15 protein-coding genes are annotated in these 20,648 nt (G+C 62.3%); 14 read left to right on the top strand and 1 reads right to left on the bottom strand.

The window, feature by feature from the left end:
• Positions 1 to 127 precede the first annotated feature (127 nt).
• The 6 genes from ABX75_RS03365 (at position 128) to ABX75_RS03340 (ending at position 9,786) form a co-directional block, all read left to right on the top strand.
• On the top strand, positions 128 to 2,578 hold the full coding sequence (locus ABX75_RS03365; RefSeq protein WP_047881455.1) for a glycogen/starch/alpha-glucan phosphorylase: 2,451 nt from the start codon (positions 128 to 130) through the stop codon (positions 2,576 to 2,578).
• Positions 2,579 to 2,736: 158 nt separating this feature from the next.
• Positions 2,737 to 6,294 (top strand): DUF2339 domain-containing protein, encoded by a 3,558-nt coding sequence (locus tag ABX75_RS03360; RefSeq protein ID WP_047881454.1) that lies wholly within the window; start codon positions 2,737 to 2,739, stop codon positions 6,292 to 6,294.
• A complete protein-coding gene (locus ABX75_RS03355) occupies positions 6,294 to 7,646 on the top strand; it encodes a DUF3999 domain-containing protein (RefSeq protein ID WP_034095707.1) in 1,353 nt (450 codons plus the stop codon). The genes ABX75_RS03360 and ABX75_RS03355 overlap by 1 nt, the downstream gene beginning before the upstream one ends.
• A 97-nt stretch (positions 7,647 to 7,743) precedes the next feature.
• Positions 7,744 to 8,754, top strand: coding sequence for a class 1 fructose-bisphosphatase (locus ABX75_RS03350; protein ID WP_034095457.1), 1,011 nt, complete (start codon positions 7,744 to 7,746; stop codon positions 8,752 to 8,754).
• 177 nt (positions 8,755 to 8,931) lie between these two features.
• A complete protein-coding gene (locus ABX75_RS03345; RefSeq protein ID WP_034095458.1) occupies positions 8,932 to 9,186 on the top strand; it encodes a lipoprotein in 255 nt (84 codons plus the stop codon).
• Between the two features lie 30 nt (positions 9,187 to 9,216).
• Positions 9,217 to 9,786, top strand: a complete 570-nt coding sequence (locus ABX75_RS03340) for a lipocalin family protein (RefSeq protein WP_034095459.1) — start codon at positions 9,217 to 9,219, stop codon at positions 9,784 to 9,786.
• A 64-nt stretch (positions 9,787 to 9,850) separates the two neighbouring features.
• On the opposite strand, the gene ABX75_RS03335 is transcribed toward ABX75_RS03340, so the two are convergent.
• The gene (locus ABX75_RS03335; RefSeq protein WP_047881453.1) at positions 9,851 to 11,215 is read right to left on the bottom strand and encodes a formimidoylglutamate deiminase; all 1,365 of its coding nucleotides are present in this window, start codon (positions 11,213 to 11,215) and stop codon (positions 9,851 to 9,853) included.
• 147 nt (positions 11,216 to 11,362) lie between these two features.
• Here ABX75_RS03335 and hutC point away from each other — a divergent pair, with 147 nt between their 5' ends.
• The 8 genes from hutC (at position 11,363) to hutH (ending at position 20,634) form a co-directional block, all read left to right on the top strand.
• Positions 11,363 to 12,073 (top strand): histidine utilization repressor, encoded by a 711-nt coding sequence (gene hutC, locus ABX75_RS03330; RefSeq protein ID WP_371263978.1) that lies wholly within the window; start codon positions 11,363 to 11,365, stop codon positions 12,071 to 12,073.
• Positions 12,070 to 12,630, top strand: coding sequence for a HutD family protein (locus ABX75_RS03325; protein ID WP_034095462.1), 561 nt, complete (start codon positions 12,070 to 12,072; stop codon positions 12,628 to 12,630). The genes hutC and ABX75_RS03325 overlap by 4 nt, the downstream gene beginning before the upstream one ends.
• A 342-nt stretch (positions 12,631 to 12,972) precedes the next feature.
• Positions 12,973 to 14,643, top strand: a complete 1,671-nt coding sequence (gene hutU / locus ABX75_RS03320; protein WP_034095463.1) for a urocanate hydratase — start codon at positions 12,973 to 12,975, stop codon at positions 14,641 to 14,643.
• A gap of 80 nt (positions 14,644 to 14,723) precedes the next feature.
• The gene (locus ABX75_RS03315; RefSeq protein WP_034111393.1) at positions 14,724 to 16,187 is read left to right on the top strand and encodes a cytosine permease; all 1,464 of its coding nucleotides are present in this window, start codon (positions 14,724 to 14,726) and stop codon (positions 16,185 to 16,187) included.
• 68 nt (positions 16,188 to 16,255) lie between these two features.
• Positions 16,256 to 17,224, top strand: coding sequence for an ABC transporter substrate-binding protein (locus ABX75_RS03310; RefSeq protein ID WP_034095465.1), 969 nt, complete (start codon positions 16,256 to 16,258; stop codon positions 17,222 to 17,224).
• A 71-nt stretch (positions 17,225 to 17,295) separates the two neighbouring features.
• Positions 17,296 to 18,147 carry a proline/glycine betaine ABC transporter permease gene (locus ABX75_RS03305; protein WP_034095466.1) on the top strand — a complete coding sequence of 284 codons (852 nt, stop codon included), beginning with the start codon at positions 17,296 to 17,298 and terminating at the stop codon, positions 18,145 to 18,147.
• Complete coding sequence (locus ABX75_RS03300) at positions 18,144 to 18,968, top strand: glycine betaine/L-proline ABC transporter ATP-binding protein (protein WP_052202157.1); 825 nt, start codon at positions 18,144 to 18,146, stop codon at positions 18,966 to 18,968. Before ABX75_RS03305 ends, ABX75_RS03300 begins: the two co-directional genes overlap by 4 nt.
• 142 nt (positions 18,969 to 19,110) lie before the next feature.
• Positions 19,111 to 20,634 (top strand): histidine ammonia-lyase, encoded by a 1,524-nt coding sequence (gene hutH / locus ABX75_RS03295; protein WP_047881452.1) that lies wholly within the window; start codon positions 19,111 to 19,113, stop codon positions 20,632 to 20,634.
• Positions 20,635 to 20,648: the final 14 nt, after the last annotated feature.

Genomic DNA, 20,648 nt, shown 5'->3' with positions numbered 1-20,648 from the left:
GGCACGGCCCCTGCATCTAATTCCGGTAACGGTGAATGAGTTAAAAAACTGCCGAACCAGAGCCTCTGCCGTCTGTCAGACCGACTAGGCTCTAGCAACTCCTTCAATCTCGCCCGAGGTCACACCGATGTCTCAGGAACCGCTTGCACGAGAAGCAGAGGTAGCCGCGTTTCGCGATGCTGTCTTGACCAAACTCACCTATGCGGTGGGCAAGGACCCCGATCATGCCTTCGACCACGACTGGTTCGAAGCCATTGCTCTGGCCGCCCGCGACCAAATGGTCGACCACTGGATGGATCACACCCGACGCATCTACCGTAAAGGCCAGAAGCGGGTGTACTACCTCTCCCTTGAATTCCTTATCGGCCGCCTGCTCTACGACAGCCTGAGCAACCTGGGCGTGCTGGAAATCGCCCGCGATGCGCTGGCCGAGCTGGGCGTCGACCTGGAGCGAATTCGCCTGCTGGAGCCCGACGCGGCCCTCGGCAACGGGGGCCTGGGCCGTCTGGCGGCGTGTTTTATGGAAAGCATGTCGACCTTGGGCATTGCCGGCCACGGTTACGGCATCCGCTATGAACATGGCCTGTTCCGCCAGGCCGTTGTCGACGGCTGGCAGCAAGAGCAGACCGAACGCTGGCTGGATTTCGGCAACCCCTGGGAATTCGAACGGGCCGAAGTGATTTACCCGATCGGTTTTGGCGGTAGCGTCGAAACATTGGCGGATGCCTCCGGCAAGATGATCCAGGTCTGGTCGCCCAACGAAACCGTACGCGCCGTGGCGTATGACACGCCGGTGGTCGGCTGGCGCGGCGCCAGCGTCAACACCCTGCGCCTGTGGCGTGCCCGCGCGGTGGAAGACTTGCACCTGGAGCGTTTCAACGCCGGTGACCACTTGGGTGCGGTGGCCGAAGTGGCCCGTGCCGAGAGCATCTCCCGCGTGCTGTACCCGGCCGACAGCACGGAAGCGGGGCAGGAGCTGCGCCTGCGTCAGGAGTACTTCTTTGTTTCGGCCTCGCTGCAAGACCTGCTGCGTCGCCACAAGAACATGCACGGTTCGGTCTTGAGTCTGGGCGAACACGCCGCCATCCAGCTCAACGACACCCACCCGTCCATCGCCGTGGCGGAGTTGATGCGTCAATTGGTCGACCTGCACGATATTCCGTGGGAAGCCGCGTGGGACGTGACCGTCGAAACCCTGTCCTACACCAACCACACGTTGCTGCCCGAGGCCCTGGAAACCTGGCCTGTAGGCTTGATGGAACGCATGCTGCCCCGGCATATGCAGATCATCTACCTGATCAACGCCCAGCATATCGACTCGCTGCGCGCCAAGGGCATCCACGATTTCGACGTGTTGCGCGCCGTGTCGCTGATCGAAGAAGACAACGGCCGCCGCGTGCGCATGGGCAACCTGGCGTTCCTCGGGTCCCATAGCGTCAACGGCGTGTCCGGCCTGCACACCCAACTGATGCGCAGCACGGTGTTCTCCGAACTGCACAAGCTGTACCCGGAACGTATCAACAATAAAACCAACGGCATCACCTTCCGCCGCTGGCTGTATCAGGCCAACCCCCAGCTCACCCAGATGCTGGTGGACGCTTTGGGTCCTGACATCCTCGACAACATGGAGACGCGCCTGGGCGAGCTGGAAACCTTCGCCGAGAAACAGGCGTTCCGCAAATCCTTCGCCGAGCAGCGTCTGCACAGCAAGCGTGCCCTGGCCGAGATCATCCACGAGCGCCTGGGCATTTCGGTAAACCCGGCGGCGATGTTCGACGTGCAGGTCAAGCGCATCCACGAATACAAACGCCAGTTGCTTAACCTGCTGCACACCGTGGCGCTGTACCAGGCGATCCGTGCCGAGCCGGAAACCGACTGGGTGCCGCGCGTGAAGATCTTCGCCGGCAAGGCTGCGGCGAGTTATCACCAGGCCAAGTTGATCATCAAGTTGACCAACGACATCGCCCGCACCGTCAACAACGACCCGACCGTGCGCGGCCTGCTCAAAGTGGTGTTTTTGCCCAACTACAACGTCAGCCTGGCCGAGAGCATCATCCCGGCGGCGGATTTGTCGGAGCAGATCTCCACGGCAGGCTTCGAAGCCTCGGGCACCAGCAACATGAAGTTCGGTCTCAACGGCGCGTTGACCATCGGCACCATGGACGGCGCCAACGTGGAAATGCACGAGCGCGTGGGCGCCGACCACATGTTTATCTTCGGCCTCAGCGCTCAGCAGGTGGAAGCGCGCAAACACGCCGGTGAATTCCACGCCGGGCCGGACATCGCCGCGTCCCATCGCCTCAACGATGTGCTGCAAGCGATCCGGGGCGGGGTGTTCTCGCCTGACGATCCGGGCCGTTATGTGGGCTTGATCGACGGGCTGATCGATTACGACCGCTTCCTGGTGTGCGCCGACTTCGATTCTTATTGGGACGCCCAGGCCCGGGTCGAAGCGCATTGGCACGATTCCAAGGCGTGGTGGCGTTCGGCGGTGCTCAATACCGCACGAATGGGGTGGTTCTCGTCGGACCGGACCATCCGCGAATACGCCACCGAGATCTGGAAAGCGCTCGACTAAACAGCGCAGTTTGAAAGTGTGGGAGGGGGCTTATCCCCGATGGCAGGGTGTCAGTTTGCAGATATGTGGACTGGTACACCGCTATTGGGGGTAAGCCCCCTGCCACATTGGTTGCGCGTCGATATACTGAGCGCCGGTTTGCTTAGGGAATATCGTTCATGCAATGGATTTTCATGCTGATAGGGCTGGTGCTCGGCTGGACGCTCGATGAGTCGTTCTATGATGCGGGCATCGGTGCGCTGTTGGGGTTGGGCATTGGCCAGGCGATCCGCCTGTCGATGCTGTCGTCCCAAGCGGACCAACAGGCTCGTCAGCTGGAGGCCGCGCAAAAAGCCCTGAGCGCCGTCGAGCAGCGTCTGGCGCAGTTGGAAAGACCCGCGCGACAACCTGATCCCACACCTGCGCCGCCGGTATTTGTCGAAACGCCTGTGGCCGAAGCTCCCCAAGCCGCACCGCCACCCAAGGCAGTCGAACTGGTTTGGGAATTACCGCCTGAACTGGCCCCGGTGGCCGTTACCAAGCAAGCCAGCCAACCGTTGCCCGCCGACGTGTGGGCACCGGCTCCAACACCTGCGCCTGCACCGCTCCCCAAAGAACCGGTCGTACCCCGTGGCCCCACCCTGATCGAGCGCGCCCTCGGCGGCGCGCGGAATTGGCTGTTTGGAGGCAATACCGTGCTGCGCGTCGGGGTGGTGCTGTTGTTTCTCGGCCTAGCATTCCTGCTGCGCTATGCCACCGAAGGCATGGTGGTGCCGATCGAAGTGCGTTACGCCGGTGTGGCGGCGGCGGCCATCGGCCTGCTGGGTTTGGGCTGGTGGTTGCGACTGCGCAACAGCAACTATGGGCTGATGCTGCAAGGCACCGGGATTGCGGTGCTGTACCTCACGGTGTTCGCCGCGATGCGCCTGCATCCGCTGATCGATCCGAGTGCGGCGCTGGGTCTGTTGGTGGCGGTGACGGTGTTCTCGGCGATCCTGGCGATTACCCAGGACGCGCTGGGGCTGGCCTGCGCGGCGGCGCTCGGCGGTTTTGCCGCGCCGATTCTGACCTCTACCGGCTCGGGCAACCATGTGGCGCTGTTCAGTTACTTTGCCTTGCTCAACACTGGCATCCTCGCCATCGCCTGGTTCAAGGCCTGGCGCTTGCTCAACCTGATCGGTTTTGTTGGCACCTTCGGCATTGGCTTTGCCTGGGGCTTGCGTTCCTACACCCCGGAATTGCTGTGGAGTACCGAGCCGTTTCTGGTGTTGTTCTTCCTGATGTACCTGGCCATCGGCCTGTTGTTTGCGCGCCGCAAATTGCTGCAGATGCGCGACGCGCCGCAAGACGATAGCCGTGGCGCACTGTTGCGCTGGTCGGCGGCCAAAGGTGATTACGTCGATGGCAGCATGCTGTTCGGCCCGCCGCTGGTGGGCTTTGGCTTGCAATTCGCGTTAGTGCAGCACTTGGAATTCGCGGCGGCGTTCAGCGCGTTGGGCCTGGGCATCATCTATATGGGCTTGGCCCGGGTGCTCAGCGGCGGGCGCGCCTTGCTGCTGGCGGAAACCTGTCTGGCCCTCGGTGTGATTTTCGCCAGCCTGGCTATTCCGCTGGGGCTGGACGCACGCTGGACCGCTGCCGCCTGGGCCGTGGAAGGCGCCGGGATCTTCTGGCTGGGCTTGCGCCAGCAGCGGCGATTGGCGCGAGCATTCGGCCTGTTGCTGCAATTGGGTTCGGCGCTGGCGTTCCTCAGCGAATTGCAGTTGGGCGAGCGTACCTTGCTGCAAGGCGCGCCACTGGGCGCACTGCTGCTGGGCGTGGCGTTGCTGTTCAGCTTCGACCAATTGCGCAAAGCCTCGGCCGAGCAGGCCGCCGAATGGGAGCGCATGGGCCTGCCGCTACTGGCGAGCCTCGGTTTGAGCTGTCTATACCTGCTAGCACCGTTGTTGTTGCTGACCCAAGGCACCGCGATCAGCTGGGCCATCGCCGGCCTGGCGACCCTGTTTGTCGGCCTGCGCATTGGCTCGCGGACTTTCCTGTTTACTGCGTTCGCCGTGCAATTGTTGGGCGGCGCACTGTTCCTGCTGCGCCTGCGAAGCGGTGAAGGCGCTGCGGTGTTCGACGCCGGTTGGAGCGGTTTGCTGACCGCATCATTGATCGGCCTGGCCTTGATCGGCGGCATGTTGCTGGCGGTACGTGACGATACGGTGCGCGGCGATGTGCGGTTGTTGCGTGGGTTGTCGGTGGTGCTGCTCGCCGGCCTGGTATTGATCAACCTCGCGGTGCTGTTTGTGCTGCCTTGGGCCAGCGCCAGCGGCGTGTGGGCGGTCAGTGGCCTGTTGATCATCTGGCTGAGCCTATACCTGCAACAACGCGTGAGTTTTGTATTTGGGTTGTTGCTGCAACTGATCGGCGGCGGTTCGTTCCTGCTGTCGGTGCCGGCGCTGCTCGGGCCGTTGTCCGGTGAAGATCTGCGGCCCTTGGCCCACAGCGGCTTCTGGACCCCGATGGTGCTGGGCCTGGCCGCGCTGGTCGGCGCTTGGCGCCTGCAACGTCAACCCCATGCGCCCTTGTTTGCTGCCCTGAAGCTGCAACGTCTGTCCGACCTGTTGCTGGTGTGGGGCGCGGCCTGGTGGACCCTGGCGGCGAGCGGCGAAGTGCTGCGGTTTATTCCCGGCGAACTGCAGGGCGCATTCTGGCTGGGAATCGCGGCGCTCAGCGTGGCGATCTGGAGTGTCTGTGCAACGCGCCTGCGCTGGGCTTCCCTGGGCATGCTGTGCACCTTGCTGATGCCGGCGGCGGGTATGGTGTTGCTGGTGTCCGCCCACACCTATTACCACCCAGCGGCGCATTACGGCTGGCTGGCTTGGCTGGCGGTGTTTGCCGTGCATTTCCTCTCGCTGCGGCAGTTGGCGCCAGTGGTGCCGGGCAAGGTGCTGAGCGTCGCCCATGTGCTGGGCTGCTGGATGCTGATCGGCGTGCTGGCCCTGGAGCTGCGTTACGGCCTGTTGAGCCTATCCAGCGAATACAACGCCTGGCGTTGGCTGGGTTGGGCGATTCTGCCGAGCCTGTACCTGGTGCTGGCCGCCACGCCGCGTCAATGGCCGTGGCCGGTGGCGGCGTATTCACGGGAATATCGTGTGCTGGCCGCGCTGCCGTTGGCGGTGCTGATGCTCGGTTGGTTCTGGCTGGCCAACACGTTCAGCGACGGCACGGCCGAGCCGCTGCCTTACGTACCCTTGCTCAATCCGTTGGACTTGGGCCTGCTGTTCGCCTTGTTGGGTGTGTACCTGTTGTCGCGTAGTGTGGCGCCCCAGCGTGGGCCGCGGGCGCAGTTGATCGCACAGGGTGTGGCGGGGCTGTCGCTGTTTGCGTTCTTCACCGCGCTGGTGATGCGTACTGCGCACCATTGGGGCGGCGTGCCGTTTCATCTGGATGCGCTGCTGGCGTCAATGCTGGTGCAGGCCAGCCTGTCGATCGTGTGGACGCTGATCGCCCTCGGCCTGATGATCGGCGGCCATCTGCGTCACCGTCGTGACGTGTGGCTGATCGGTGCGGCGCTGATTGCAGTGGTGGTCGCCAAGCTGTTCTTTGTCGAATTGAGCAACCGTGGCGGCCTGGCGCGGATCGTGTCGTTTATCGGTGTGGGCGGGTTGTTGCTGGTGGTGGGTTATTTCGCGCCGCTGCCGCCCAAGCGTGCCGAACCTGTGTTGGAAACGGAAGGAGCAAGCTCTTGATCGGTAAGTTGAGTGTGGCCTTGGCCGGCGTGTGTGTGGCGCTGTGTGTGGGGGCCCAGGAGGGCCCGGCTGATTTCACTACGCAGGTGCCGCTGGCAGTCAGCGGCAACGGCCCCTGGTATCGCCTGGAATTGCCCTTGGCCGTGCAACTGAACGCGCGCCAGGCCGATCTTAGCGACGTGCGCGTGTTCAACGCCGCTGGTGAGCTCCAGGCGTATGCGTTGTCGCGCCAGGCCGCCTCAAGCACGGAAAGCCGCTCGGTTACCGACGTGAAGTGGTTCCCGCTGTACGCGGCCGACACCCGCGAAACCTTGCCCGGCGTGGTGATGAAAACCACCACCGAAGGCACCCTGGTGGAAATCAAACCGTCCTCGGTCGCCAAGCCCGGTACGCAGGTGTTGCGTGGCTGGGTGCTGGATGCCAGTGCGATCAAGGCGCCGTTGCAGCAGTTGAACCTCGACTGGAGCCGTGAGCAGGAAGGCTTCCAGCGCTTCACTATCGAAGCCAGCGATGATTTGCAGCACTGGGAATCCTGGGGCGATGGGCAAGTGGCGCGATTGTCGTTCGCCGACGAGCGGGTAGAGCAGCATGACATCAGCCTGCCCGGGCAATCGGCGCGTTACCTGCGCCTGCTGTGGCAGGGCCAGGCCGCGCCACTGCTGACTTCGGCCAAGCTGGTGAGCGCCACCCGCAGCAGCCTGCCGCAGCCGTTGGTGTGGTCGCCGCCGCTGGCGGGCACGCGGCTGGGGGCCGGTGAATACAGCTGGCAACTGCCCACGGGCCTGAGTGCCGAGCGTGTGCGCATCGAATTGTCGCAGCCCAACACCCTGGCGCCGGTGAGTGTGTCGGGGCGCCGTGACAACAAGCAGACCTGGCAACCACTGAGTTCGGGCCTGCTGTACCGCCTGACCCAGAACGGCCAGGATGTTGTGCAGGATGAGTTGGCATTGCCGGGCCAGGTGCTGAACCAGATCCGCTTGCAGGTCGACGAACGCGGCGGCGGCCTGGGCGCCGAAGCGCCGGCCTTGCGCTTTGCGGTGCGCGCCACGCAAGTGGTGTTCCTGGCGCGGGGCGAACCGCCGTTCACCCTGGCGTTGGGCAATGCCACGGTGAAGGCGGCGAACTTGCCGTTGTCCACGCTGATTCCTGACTACAGCGCCGAGCGTCTCAAGTCCCTGGGGCAAGCCAAGGTGGTGGGGGCGGCAGTGGTCAAGGCGCCTGCCGTCACCGTGGCGCCAGAGGAGGGGCGCGACTGGAAGAAACTCGGTTTGTGGGCCGTGCTGCTGCTGGGCGTGGCGGCGCTGGGGGCCATGGCCTACAGTTTGTTGCGCAAACCGCAGGGCCAGCCGTGAACTCTATTGGGGTTAAATCCTCTGATGAGAGGAAATTAGCCCCGACTCGCGCTAAACTGCGCGGGTTTTTAAGCCCCCCCATTCATCGGAGCCTTCCATGTCCCGCGTTACCTTGAGTCGCTATTTGATCGAGCAGACCCGCAGCAACAACACGCCTGCCGATCTGCGCTTCCTTATCGAAGTGGTGGCGCGTGCTTGCAAGGAAATCAGCCACGCCGTGTCCAAAGGCGCTCTGGGCGGTGTCCTGGGCAGCATGGGCACTGAAAACGTGCAGGGCGAAGTGCAGAAGAAACTCGACGTGCTGTCCAACGAGATTCTGCTTGAAGCCAACGAATGGGGCGGTCACCTGGCCGGCATGGCGTCCGAAGAAATGGACAATGCCTACCAGATTCCCGGCAAATACCCGAAAGGCGCCTACCTGCTGGTGTTCGACCCTCTGGACGGCTCGTCCAACATCGACATCAACGCGCCGGTTGGCACCATCTTCTCGGTGCTGCGTTGCCCGAACGAATACCTGAGCCAGAACGAAGCGCTGAACGAAAAGGCCTTCCTGCAGCCAGGCACCGAGCAGGTCGCCGCCGGTTACGCGATCTACGGCCCACAGACCATGCTGGTACTGACCCTGGGCGATGGCGTCAAAGGCTTCACCCTGGACCGCGAAATGGGCAGCTTCGTGTTGACCCACGAGGACATCTCGATCCCTGCGTCCACCCAGGAATTTGCGATCAACATGTCCAACCAGCGCCACTGGGAAGCCCCGGTACAGCGCTACGTCAGCGAGTTGATGGAAGGCGAAGAAGGCCCGTTGAAGAAGAACTTCAACATGCGCTGGGTCGCGGCGATGGTGGCCGACGTGCACCGTATCCTCACCCGTGGCGGTCTGTTCATGTACCCACGCGACAGCCGCGAGCCGTCCAAGCCGGGCAAACTGCGCCTGATGTACGAAGCCAACCCGATGTCGTTCCTGGTCGAGCAGGCGGGCGGTGCGTCTACCGACGGCCACCAGCGCATTCTCGACATCCAACCCGAGGGCCTGCACCAGCGTGTGGCGGTGTTCCTGGGTTCGAAGGAAGAGGTTGAGCGCGTAACGGCCTACCACAAGCAGTGACCTGCTGCGACCGGTAACCGGTGTGGTTGTGAGCCGGTTCACCCTTAAAGAAGCCCCGAAACGTTTCAGCGTTTTCGGGGCTTTTTTTGTTTTCGTCCGTCGGGAACCAGACACCTCTTTTCCCTTCTAAGCTTCTGGCAGATACCCAAGCCGCTTCGCCCCTCCAGGAGTTTCCCCATGTCGTTACGCCGTCTCGCCCTGCTGACTTTTTGTGTTGTGTTGGCCGCTTGCAGCAAGGTCAACCAAGAGAACTACGCAAAGCTGTCGGCCGGGATGCCAAAGGCCGAGGTGGAGTCGCTATTGGGTAAGCCAACGGATTGTTCCGGCGCACTGGGCATGTCCAGCTGCACCTGGGGCGATAAAAACAGCTTTATCAGCGTTCAATATGCCGGTGACAAGGTTCTGATGTTTTCCGGGCAAGGCCTGAAGTAAACCGGGGCGAGAGCCTACGGGAGAAGAAGAATGATGCGTTTTGTTTTGTTTCTTTGTGCCAGCCTGTTTTTGGCGGGCTGCGCCAGTCATTCTGGCGATGATCTGCAACCCAAGACCGCGAGCAACGTCAATCTGCATCGCTACCAGGGCACCTGGTATGAGCTGGCTCGCTTGCCGATGTACTTCCAGCGCAACTGCGCACAATCCGAAGCCCGCTACACCTTGCTGCCTGATGGCGACATGTCGGTGTTCAACCGTTGCCTAACCAACGAGTGGAAGTGGGAAGAAGCCCGAGGCACGGCCACGCCGCAAGTGCCGGGCAAGACCGATAAGCTTTGGGTCGAATTCAATAACTGGTTCACCGCGCTGTTACCGGGCGTCGCCAAGGGCGATTACTGGGTGTTGTACGTCAGCGATGACTACAAGACCGCCATCGTCGGCAGCCCAAGCCGTCGCTATATGTGGATTCTCTCGCGCACGCCGACGGTGAATGCCGACACTCGCGAAGACCTGCTGAGCAGGGCGCGTCAGCAAGGGTACGACACCACCCGATTGATCTGGCGTACGCCGGACAAGCAGATGGCCAAGAGTTCGCAGTAACCCTGGATCGCTACAAAATGTGGGAGGGGGTAAGCCCTCTCCCACATTGGTTATGGGCTACCGGTTAGCCCAACAAATCCTTCAGGACTTGCGTGAATGCACGGCGGCTATCTTCCTCCCCAGCATGCCGCCCATCGCGCACCACCCACTGGCCGTTGACCAGCACATCGCGCACCTGGCGATCACCGCCGGCAAATAACCAGCGATTGAGAATGCCATCCTCTGTGGCGGTTGCCAGGTACGGATCATTGCCGTCCAGCACGATCCAGTCCGCGCGTTTACCCACTTCCAACCGGCCTATCGGCTGTCCCAGCGCCTGGGCGCCACCGTCCAGTGCCGCATCGAATAAAGTGCGCCCAACCATCGGCTGATCGCTGCGATACAAGCGGTTGCGTCGCTGATCTCGTAGACGCTGGCCGTATTCCAGCCAACGCAGCTCTTCGACCACACTCAACGACACATGGCTGTCGGAGCCAATCCCCAGGCGCCCGCCCTGTGCAAGAAAATCCACCGCCGGGAAAATCCCATCGCCCAGGTTCGCTTCGGTGGTCAGGCACAGGCCGGCAATCGCGCGGCTCTTGGCCATGCGTTTAACTTCATCCGCGTTGGCGTGAGTGGCGTGCACCAGGCACCAGCGCTCATCGACTTCAACATGGTCATACAGCCATTGCAGCGGGCGCTTGCCGCTCCAGGCCAGGCAGTCGTCGACTTCCTTCTGTTGCTCGGCGATGTGGATATGCACCGGGCATGCCTTGTCGCTGGCGGCCAGAACTTCATTGATCTGTTGTGGCGTGACGGCGCGCAAGGAGTGCAAGCACAAGCCCAAATGCTGCGCCGGTTGTGCCGTCAGGATCGGTTGCAGTCGCGCTTGCAGATCCAGGTAGTTTTCCGTGCTGTTGATAAAGCGCCGCTGCCCGTCATTCGGCGCCTGGCCGCCAAACCCGGAATGGCTGTAGAGCACCGGTAGCAAGGTCAAGCCGATGCCGCTGGCGGCGGCCGCCTGGCTGATTTGTCGCGACAGTTCCGTGGGGTCGGCATAGGGCTGGCCCTGGGTGTCGTGATGCACGTAGTGAAATTCGGCGACTGAGGTGTAACCCGCTTTGAGCATTTCGATATACAGCTGACGTGCGATCACCTGGAGTTGCTCCGGGTTGATCCTGCCGACCATGCGGTACATCAGGTCGCGCCAGGTCCAGAAACTGTCGTTCGGGTTGCCGGCCACTTCCGCCAGGCCCGCCATGGCGCGTTGGAACGCGTGGGAATGCAGGTTGGGCATACCCGCCAACACCGGGCCTCTTAGCCGTTCGGCATGGTCTGCACTGGCATTGGACTCAACATGGGTCAGCAGGCCGTCGGCGCTGACCTCAAGACGTACATTGTTGGCCCATCCACTAGGCAGCAGCGCGCGTTCGGCGAAGAAAGCGGACATGATTAGAGCACCCCGGTCGTGTGTTTATTTGTATATACATATACAGACGTTTGCCTGCTCGGTAAACTCCGGCAATCTATGCATCTTTTCCTACTGCAAGGATCCCCCGTGCCGACTCCGCCCGCCAACTCTTCGCTGGCTGCCCACATGGACGAAAGTCCGGCGCCCTTGTATGCCCGCGTCAAACACATGATCAGCCAGCAAATCCTCAACGGTAACTGGCCGCCTCACTATCGCGTGCCATCGGAGAGCGAGCTGGTCAGCCAATTGGGCTTCAGCCGCATGACCATCAACCGCGCCCTGCGCGAGCTGACCGCCGAAGGTCTGTTGGTGCGCATGCAGGGCGTCGGCACCTTCGTCGCCGAGCCGAAAAGCCAGTCGGCGCTGTTCGAAGTGCACAACATCGCCGATGAAATCGCCTCCCGTGGCCACCGGCATACCTGTCAGGTCATCACCCTAGGCGAGGAGGCCGCCGGTTCCGAGCGCGCCGTCGCCCTGGAAATGCGCGAAGGCGGGCGGGTGTTTCATTCGTTGATCGTGCATTACGAAAACGACATACCCGTGCAAATCGAAGACCGTTTCGTCAACGCCCTGGTCGCACCGCAATACCTGCAACAGGATTTCACCCTGCAAACCCCCTACGCGTACCTCAACCAGGTAGCGCCGCTGACCGAAGGCGAGCATGTGGTGGAAGCCATTCTTGCCGACGCTTCTGAATGCCAGCTGCTGCAGATTGAACCCAGCGAGCCGTGCCTGTTGATTCGTCGTCGCACTTGGTCAGGCCGCCAACCGGTGACCGCCGCACGCTTAATCCACCCCGGTTCCCGTCACAGCCTGGAAGGACGTTTCAGCAAATGAGTGCAGTAAAAGTCTGGCGCGCCACCGAATACGTGCGCATGCCGTGGAAGAACGGCGGCGGCAGCACCGAAGAAATCGCCCGCGATGCTGGCGAGGGCTTGGAAGGCTTCGGCTGGCGCCTGTCGATTGCCGATATCGGCGAGTCGGGCGGGTTTTCCACCTTTGCCGGTTACCAGCGTGTGATCACCGTGATCAAAGGCGCAGGCATGGTGCTGACAGTGGATGGTGAGGAGCAGCGCGGGTTGTTACCGTTGCAACCGTTCGCCTTCAAGGGCGACAGCCAGGTTTCATGCCGCTTGATTACCGGGCCGATCCGCGACTTCAACCTGATCTACTCGCCCCAGCGTTACCATGCACGGTTGCAGTGGGTGGATGGTGTGCAGCACTTCTTCAGTACTGCGCAAACCGTGCTGGTGTTCAGTGTTGCGGATGAAGTGAAGGTGCTGGACCAGGTGTTGGGCCATCACGACTGCCTGCAAGTGGACGGTAACAGCGGCCTGCTGGATATTTCCGTCACGGGTCGCTGCTGCATCATCGAACTGACCCCGCGCGGTTAAACATGTGGGAGGGGGCAAGCCCCTCCCATATTTGTTTCTCACTGTTCTTGCTATCTGTTTCCAGGCCTCGCACCAATTTGTTACCGAACGCCCCAGCATGGCGCAAAACCCCGCTGTCGTGCCTCACCTCCCGCGCAATAAAACGTCTTCGTAAGAAATTTCATCATCCCTTGAAGCCTTAATTTCCAAGGCTCTCACGCGCTTTCAAAAAATAACCAAACATCTCGCTCGGAAAGTTGGCCGCTTGATTGCATATGCTTGTATGTACAAGTAAAGATGTGTGCGTAAGACCCTGCTTTGCACCATCCCTGTTCGCGCATCGATCGCCGAGGAGTTTGAGTTGTGACCAAGCCTACAAAATACCGTGACGTTGAAATCCGCGCCGCCCGCGGTAACAAGCTCACCGCCAAAAGCTGGCTGACCGAAGCGCCGCTGCGCATGCTGATGAACAACCTCGACCCGCAAGTGGCCGAGAACCCGAAAGAGCTGGTGGTGTACGGCGGTATCGGCCGTGCCGCGCGCAACTGGGAGTGCTACGACCAGATCGTCGAGAGCCTTACCCACCTGAACGACGACGAGACCCTGCTGGTGCAATCCGGCAAGCCGGTCGGCGTGTTCAAGACCCATAGCAACGCCCCGCGCGTGCTGATCGCCAACTCCAACCTGGTGCCGCACTGGGCCAGTTGGGAACACTTCAACGAGTTGGATGCCAAGGGCCTGGCCATGTACGGTCAGATGACCGCCGGCAGCTGGATCTATATCGGCAGCCAGGGCATCGTCCAGGGCACGTACGAAACCTTCGTCGAGGCCGGTCGCCAGCATTACGACAGCAATCTCAAAGGCCGTTGGGTGCTCACTGCCGGTCTCGGCGGCATGGGCGGCGCGCAGCCGCTGGCCGCGACCCTGGCCGGTGCTTGCTCGCTGAACATCGAGTGCCAGCAGGTCAGCATCGATTTCCGCCTGAACAGCCGTTACGTCGACGAGCAAGCCACCGACCTCGACGACGCGCTGGCCCGCATCGCCAAGTACACCCAGGAAGGCAAGGCCATCTCCATCGCGCTGCTGGGTAACGCAGCGGAAATCCTGCCGGAACTGGTCAAGCGCGGCGTGCGCCCGGACATGGTCACCGACCAGACCAGCGCCCACGACCCGCTCAATGGCTACTTGCCTGCTGGCTGGACCTGGGACGAGTACCGCGCCCGCGCCAAGACCGAACCCGCCGCCGTGATCAAGGCCGCCAAGCAGTCGATGGCTGTGCACGTCAAAGCCATGCTGGAATTCCAGAAGCAAGGCATCCCAACCTTCGACTACGGCAACAACATCCGTCAGATGGCCCAGGAAGAGGGCGTCGAAAACGCGTTCGACTTCCCAGGTTTCGTACCGGCCTACATCCGCCCGCTGTTCTGCCGTGGCATTGGCCCATTCCGCTGGGCGGCGCTGTCGGGCGACCCGCAGGACATCTACAAAACCGACGCCAAAGTCAAAGAGCTGATCCCCAACGACGCGCACCTGCACAACTGGCTGGACATGGCCCGCGAGCGCATCAGTTTCCAGGGCCTGCCGGCGCGTATCTGCTGGGTCGGCCTGGGCCAGCGCGCCAAGCTCGGCCTGGCGTTCAACGAAATGGTGCGCAGCGGTGAGCTGTCGGCACCGGTGGTAATCGGTCGCGACCACCTGGACTCCGGCTCGGTGGCCAGCCCGAACCGTGAAACCGAATCCATGCAGGACGGCTCCGACGCCGTGTCTGACTGGCCGCTGCTCAACGCCTTGCTCAACACCGCCAGCGGCGCCACCTGGGTTTCGCTGCACCACGGCGGCGGCGTCGGCATGGGCTTCTCGCAGCACTCGGGCATGGTGATCGTTTGCGACGGCACCGACGAAGCGGCCGAGCGCATCGCCCGCGTGCTGCACAACGACCCGGCCACCGGGGTGATGCGCCACGCAGACGCCGGTTACCAGATTGCTATCGATTGCGCCAAAGAGCAGGGCCTCAATCTTCCGATGATCAAGTAACCCAATGTGGGAGGGGCCGAGTCCTCTCCCACCGTTGATCGGCAGCGAACCCAAGACAATCCATCAGAGGTTGAAAGTAAATGGCTGACACGCGTGCAACCACCCCGTTGATCGAAAAGCGTTCGATCGATTACATCCCGGAAGCGGAAAGACACGGTCGTCTCTTGAGCCAGTTCACCTTGTGGATGGGCGCCAACCTGCAGATCACCGCCATCGTCACCGGGGCCCTGGCCGTGGTGTTGGGCGGTGATGTGTTCTGGTCGTTGATCGGTCTGTTGATCGGCCAACTGCTGGGCGGTGGCGTGATGGCGTTGCACGCGGCGCAAGGCCCCAAGCTGGGGCTGCCGCAGATGATCTCCAGCCGGGTGCAGTTCGGTGTCTACGGCGCGGCCATTCCGATCGTGCTGGTGTGCCTGATGTACCTGGGCTTCACCGCCACCGGCACGGTGCTGTCCGGGCAGGCGCTGGGCCAGCTGTTCGGGGTCAGCGACAGCGTCGGCATTCTGATCTTCGCCAGCGTCATTGTGCTGGTCACGGTGCTCGGCTACCGCGTGATCCACTTTATCGGGCGCGTGGCCAGTGTCATGGGGGTGATCGCCTTCGTGTACCTGTTCAGCCGTTTGATGAGCCAGACCGACGTGGGCGCGCTTCTGCAGATTCGCCACTTCAGCTGGAGCAGCTTCTTGCTCGCGGTGTCCCTGGCCGCGTCCTGGCAGATCGCGTTCGGCCCGTACGTGGCGGACTATTCGCGCTACTTGCCAAGCCGGACGTCGTCGGTGAAGACCTTCTTTGCCGCCGGTGCCGGTTCGGTGATCGGCGCCCAGGTGGCAATGGTTCTGGGCGTGTTCGCTGCTGCGTCGGCCAACGGTCAGTTCGCCGGTCATGAAGTGGCCTATATCGTCGGCCTGAGCGGCACCGGCGCCACGGCGGCGCTGCTGTACTTCAGCATCGCGTTCGGCAAGGTGACCATCTCCACCTTGAACTCCTACGGCAGCTTTATGTGCATCGCCACCATCATCAGCGGCTTTCGCGGCCACCTGCGGGTTACGCACTGGCAGCGCCTGGCCTTTGTGCTGGCGATTGTCGGCGCGGCGACCTTGATCGCCTTGCTCGGCCAGCACTCGTTCCTGGGGGCGTTCAAGTCATTCATCCTGTTCCTGCTGGCATTCTTCACGCCCTGGAGCGCAGTGAATCTGGTGGACTACTACTGCATCACCCGTGAGCGCTATGACGTGCCGGCCTTGGCGGACCCGAATGGCCGTTACGGTCGCTGGAACCTGTTGGGGATCAGCGTCTATGTGTTCGGTGTGTTGGTGCAACTGCCGTTTATCTCCACCAAGTTCTACACCGGCCCGCTGGTGGATGTGCTCGGTGGCGTGGATATTTCTTGGATCATCGGCCTGGTCGTGCCGGGCGCGCTGTACTACCTGTGCGCGAAAAAATGGCACGCCGCCGTGCCCGATCACCTGATTCTGCCGCCTGAGCAGAGCAGCGTTGTACAACCTAAAACAAGCGGGACCGGTCGCGCTGCGGCGCAGGCCTGACTGGACGTGGACAGGGCTGGATGCCTCTTGACTGCCGTAAGCCCATTCATGATTAGGAGCGTCACACAATGAAATCGAACAAGACCCTGCTGACCACCGTGCTTTCCCTGGGCCTGCTGGCCAGCGCCGGCGCCACCCAGGCGGCCGGTTGGTGCGAGTCCGGCAAACCGGTGAAATTCGCCGGCCTGAACTGGGAAAGCGGCATGTTGCTAACCGATATCCTGCAAACCGTGCTGGAAAAAGGCTACGACTGCAAAACCGATAGCCTGCCGGGTAACTCCATCACCATGGAAAACGCCCTGAGCAGCAACGATATCCAGGTGTTCGCCGAAGAGTGGGTCGGCCGCAGCGAAGTGTGGAACAAGGCCGAGAAGGCCGGCAAAGTGGTTGGCGTCGGTGCTCCGGTGGTGGGGGCTGTCGAAGGCTGGTACGTGCCGCGCTATGTGGTCGAAGGCGACGCCAAGCGCAAGCTGGAAGCCAAGGCGCCGGGCCTGAAAAACATCGCTGACCTGGGCCAGTACGCCGCCGTGTTCAAGGACCCGGAAGAGCCGTCCAAAGGCCGTTTCTACAACTGCCCGGCCGGTTGGACCTGCGAGCTGGACAACAGCGAAATGCTCAAGAGCTACGGCCTGGAAAGTTCCTACACCAACTTCCGCCCAGGCACCGGCCCGGCGTTGGACGCGGCAGTGCTGTCGAGCTACAAGCGCGGCGAGCCGATCCTGTTCTACTACTGGTCGCCGACGCCGCTGATGGGCCAGGTCGACCTGGTGAAACTGGAAGAAAAACCCGGTGTGGATAAGAGCGTGAGTATCAAGGTGGGCCTGTCCAAGACCTTCCACGAGCAAGCGCCGGAACTGGTGGCCGTGCTGGAAAAGGTCAACCTGCCGATCGACCTGCTGAACCAGAACCTGGGCCGCATGGCCAAGGAGCGCATCGAGTCGCCGAAGCTGGCCAAAATCTTCCTCAAGGAACACCCTGAAGTCTGGCACGCCTGGGTGAGCGACGAGGCTGCCAAGAAAATCGACGCGGCCTTGTAGGTCGAGCGTGCCCGGCTACCCTGAGAGGCAGCCGGGCGCCTGGCCACACCCCACTGGATCGAGAGCACGCTATGTTTCCTGAGAGTTTTACCTTTTCCATCGCCGACTGGGTCAACGGTTGGGTGGATTCACTGGTCACCAACTACGGCGATGTGTTCCGGCACATCTCCGACACCCTGCTATGGGCTATCGTCAACCTGGAGGGCCTGCTACGCGCCGCGCCCTGGTGGTTGATGCTGGCCATTGTCGGCGCCGTTGCCTGGCACGCCACCCGTAAAGTGCTGACTACGGCGGTGATCGTTGGGTTGTTGTTCCTGGTAGGCGCCGTCGGCTTATGGGACAAACTGATGCAGACCCTGGCGCTGATGCTGGTCGCTACGGTGATCTCGGTGTTGATCGGCATCCCGCTGGGCATCTTGTCGGCACGTAGCAATCGCCTGCGTTCGGTGCTGATGCCGTTGCTGGACATCATGCAAACCATGCCCAGCTTCGTGTACCTGATCCCGGTGCTGATGCTGTTCGGCCTGGGCAAAGTGCCGGCGATTTTCGCCACGGTGATCTACGCCGCGCCGCCGCTGATTCGCCTAACGGACCTGGGCATTCGCCAGGTCGACGGCGAAGTCATGGAAGCCATCAACGCCTTCGGCGCCAACCGCTGGCAGCAACTGTTCGGCGTGCAACTGCCGCTGGCGCTGCCGAGCATCATGGCTGGTATCAACCAGACCACCATGATGGCGTTGTCGATGGTGGTGATCGCCTCGATGATCGGCGCCCGTGGCCTGGGTGAAGATGTATTAGTCGGCATCCAGACCCTCAACGTCGGCCGTGGCCTCGAAGCCGGGTTGGCAATCGTGATTCTCGCAGTGGTCATCGACCGCATCACCCAGGCCTACGGTCGTCCACGGCATGAGGCGAGCAAATGACTACTGTCAGCAAAATCGAAGTAAAAAACGTCTTTAAGATTTTCGGCAATCGCGCCAAGGACGCGCTCTCGCTGATCGGCCAGGGCAAGACCAAGGACCAGGTACTGGCCGAGACCGGCTGCGTGGTCGGCGTCAACGACCTGTCCCTGAGCATCGGCACTGGCGAAATCTTTGTGATCATGGGCCTGTCCGGTTCGGGCAAGTCGACCCTGGTGCGCCACTTCAACCGCCTGATCGACCCCACCAGCGGCGCGATCCTGGTGGACGGCGAAGACATCCTGCAACTGGACATGGAAGCCCTGCGCCAATTCCGTCGCCACAAGATCAGCATGGTGTTCCAGAGCTTCGGCTTGCTGCCTCACAAAAACGTGCTCGACAACGTCGCCTACGGCCTCAAGGTGCGCGGCGAAAGCAAGCAGGTGTGCGCCGAGCGCGCGCTGCACTGGATCGACACCGTGGGCCTGAAGGGCTACGAAAACAAATACCCGCACCAGCTCTCCGGCGGCATGCGCCAACGGGTGGGCCTGGCCCGTGCCCTGGCGGCCGACACCGACATCATCCTGATGGACGAAGCCTTCAGCGCCCTCGACCCGCTGATCCGCGCCGAGATGCAGGACCAGTTGCTGGAGCTGCAGAAGACCCTGCACAAGACCATCGTGTTTATCACCCACGACCTCGACGAAGCCGTGCGCATCGGCAACCGCATCGCGATTCTCAAGGACGGCAAGCTGATCCAGGTCGGCACCCCGCGCGAGATCCTGCATTCGCCGGCGGATGAGTATGTAGATAGGTTCGTTCAGCGGCGGGCGGCGGTAGTCTGACCCAGATCCTGTGGTGAGGCTGCTGGCCTTATCGGGAGCAAGCTCCCTCCCACATTTGATCGGGTTCACACTGCCCCAATGTGGGAGGGGGCTTGCCCCCGATGAGGCCGGCAAAGCTGTAGAGAATATGAAGAGGTCAACAATGTCCCAGGCACCAAAAATCACCATCGCCGACACGCCATTGCGCTGGCAGGACGTGGTCGCCGTGGCCCGCCATGGCGCGCGGCTCGAACTGTCGACCCAGGCCTGGGCGCGGATCGATAACGCCCAGGCCATCGTGCAGCGCATCGTCAGCAGCGGTGAGCGCGCCTACGGCGTGAACACCGGGCTGGGGGCGCTGTGCAATGTGTCGCTGCAAGGCGAGCAACTCAGCCAATTGTCGCGCAATACCTTGCTTAGCCATGCCTGCGGCGTCGGCCCGGTGCTGAGCGACGAACAGACCCGCGCGATCATCTGCGCGGCCCTCGTCAACTACAGCCACGGCCATTCCGGCCTGCACCCTCAAGTGGTGGGGGCACTGCTGGCGCTGCTCAACCATGGCATCACCCCGCAGGTGCCGTCCCAGGGTTCGGTGGGTTATCTGACCCATATGGCCCACGTCGGCGTGGCGTTGCTGGGTGTCGGCAATGTGAGCTATCGCGGCGGCATTGTCTCGGCGCAGCAAGCCTTGCTGGCCGAAGGTTTGCAGCCCGTTGAGCTTGGCGCCAAGGACGGTCTGTGCCTGGTCAACGGCACGCCGTGCATGACCGGCCTGAGCTGCCTGGCCCTGGCCGATGCCCATCATCTGCTGCAGTGGGCCGACGTGATCGGCGCCATGAGCTTCGAGGCCCAGCGCGGTCAGCTCGATGCGTTCGACGCAACCATTATCGCCCTCAAGCCCCACCCAGGCATGCAGTTGGTGGGCGCCAACCTGCGCGCGTTGCTCGACGGCAGCGAGGTGATCGCCGCCAGCCAGGGCATACGCACCCAAGATGCCCTGAGCCTGCGCTCGATCCCGCAAATCCATGGTGCGACGCGTGACCAGGTGGCGCACGCCACCCAGCAGATCGAGACCGAACTCAACAGCGTCACCGATAACCCACTGGTGCTCGGCACACCGGACAACTACCGCGTGGTGTCCCAGGCCAACCCTCACGGGCAGTCGGTCGCGCTGGCGGCGGATATGCTCGCCATCGCCATGGCCGAAATCGGCTCGGTGGCCGAGCGCCGCCTGGATCGCTTGATCAACCCCCATGTCAGTGGCCTGCCGGCGTTTCTGGTAAGCAACCCCGGGGTCAACTCCGGCATGATGATCGTGCAGTACGTCGCCGCGTCGTTGTGTGGGCAGAATCGCCAACTGGCGCAGCCGGCGGTGCTCGACAATTTCGTCACCTCGGGCCTGCAGGAAGACCACCTCAGCATGGGCACCAATGCCGCGCTCAAGCTGCACCAGGTGTTGGCCAACGTGACCCAGATCCTCGCCATCGAGTACTTGCTGGCGGCCCAGGCTTTTGAATTTCTAAAAAACCAGCGCTTCGGCACCGGCACCGAGCGTGCCTGGCGTTTGCTGCGCGAACAGATCCCGCCCTATGAGCAGGACCGCTGGCTGGCGCCGGACATTGCGACCGCCGCCGCACTGCTCAAGGACAGCGCTTTGCTGCATCAAGCATTTCCCCATTTGCACTGAACAATAATTCCAAA

The sequence above is a fragment of the Pseudomonas sp. ARP3 genome (assembly GCF_001029595.1).
Taxonomy (GTDB): Bacteria; Pseudomonadota; Gammaproteobacteria; order Pseudomonadales; family Pseudomonadaceae; genus Aquipseudomonas; species Aquipseudomonas rhodesiae.
Note: the sequence above shows the minus strand (reverse complement) of the source record. Positions and strands in the feature narration are given on the sequence as shown.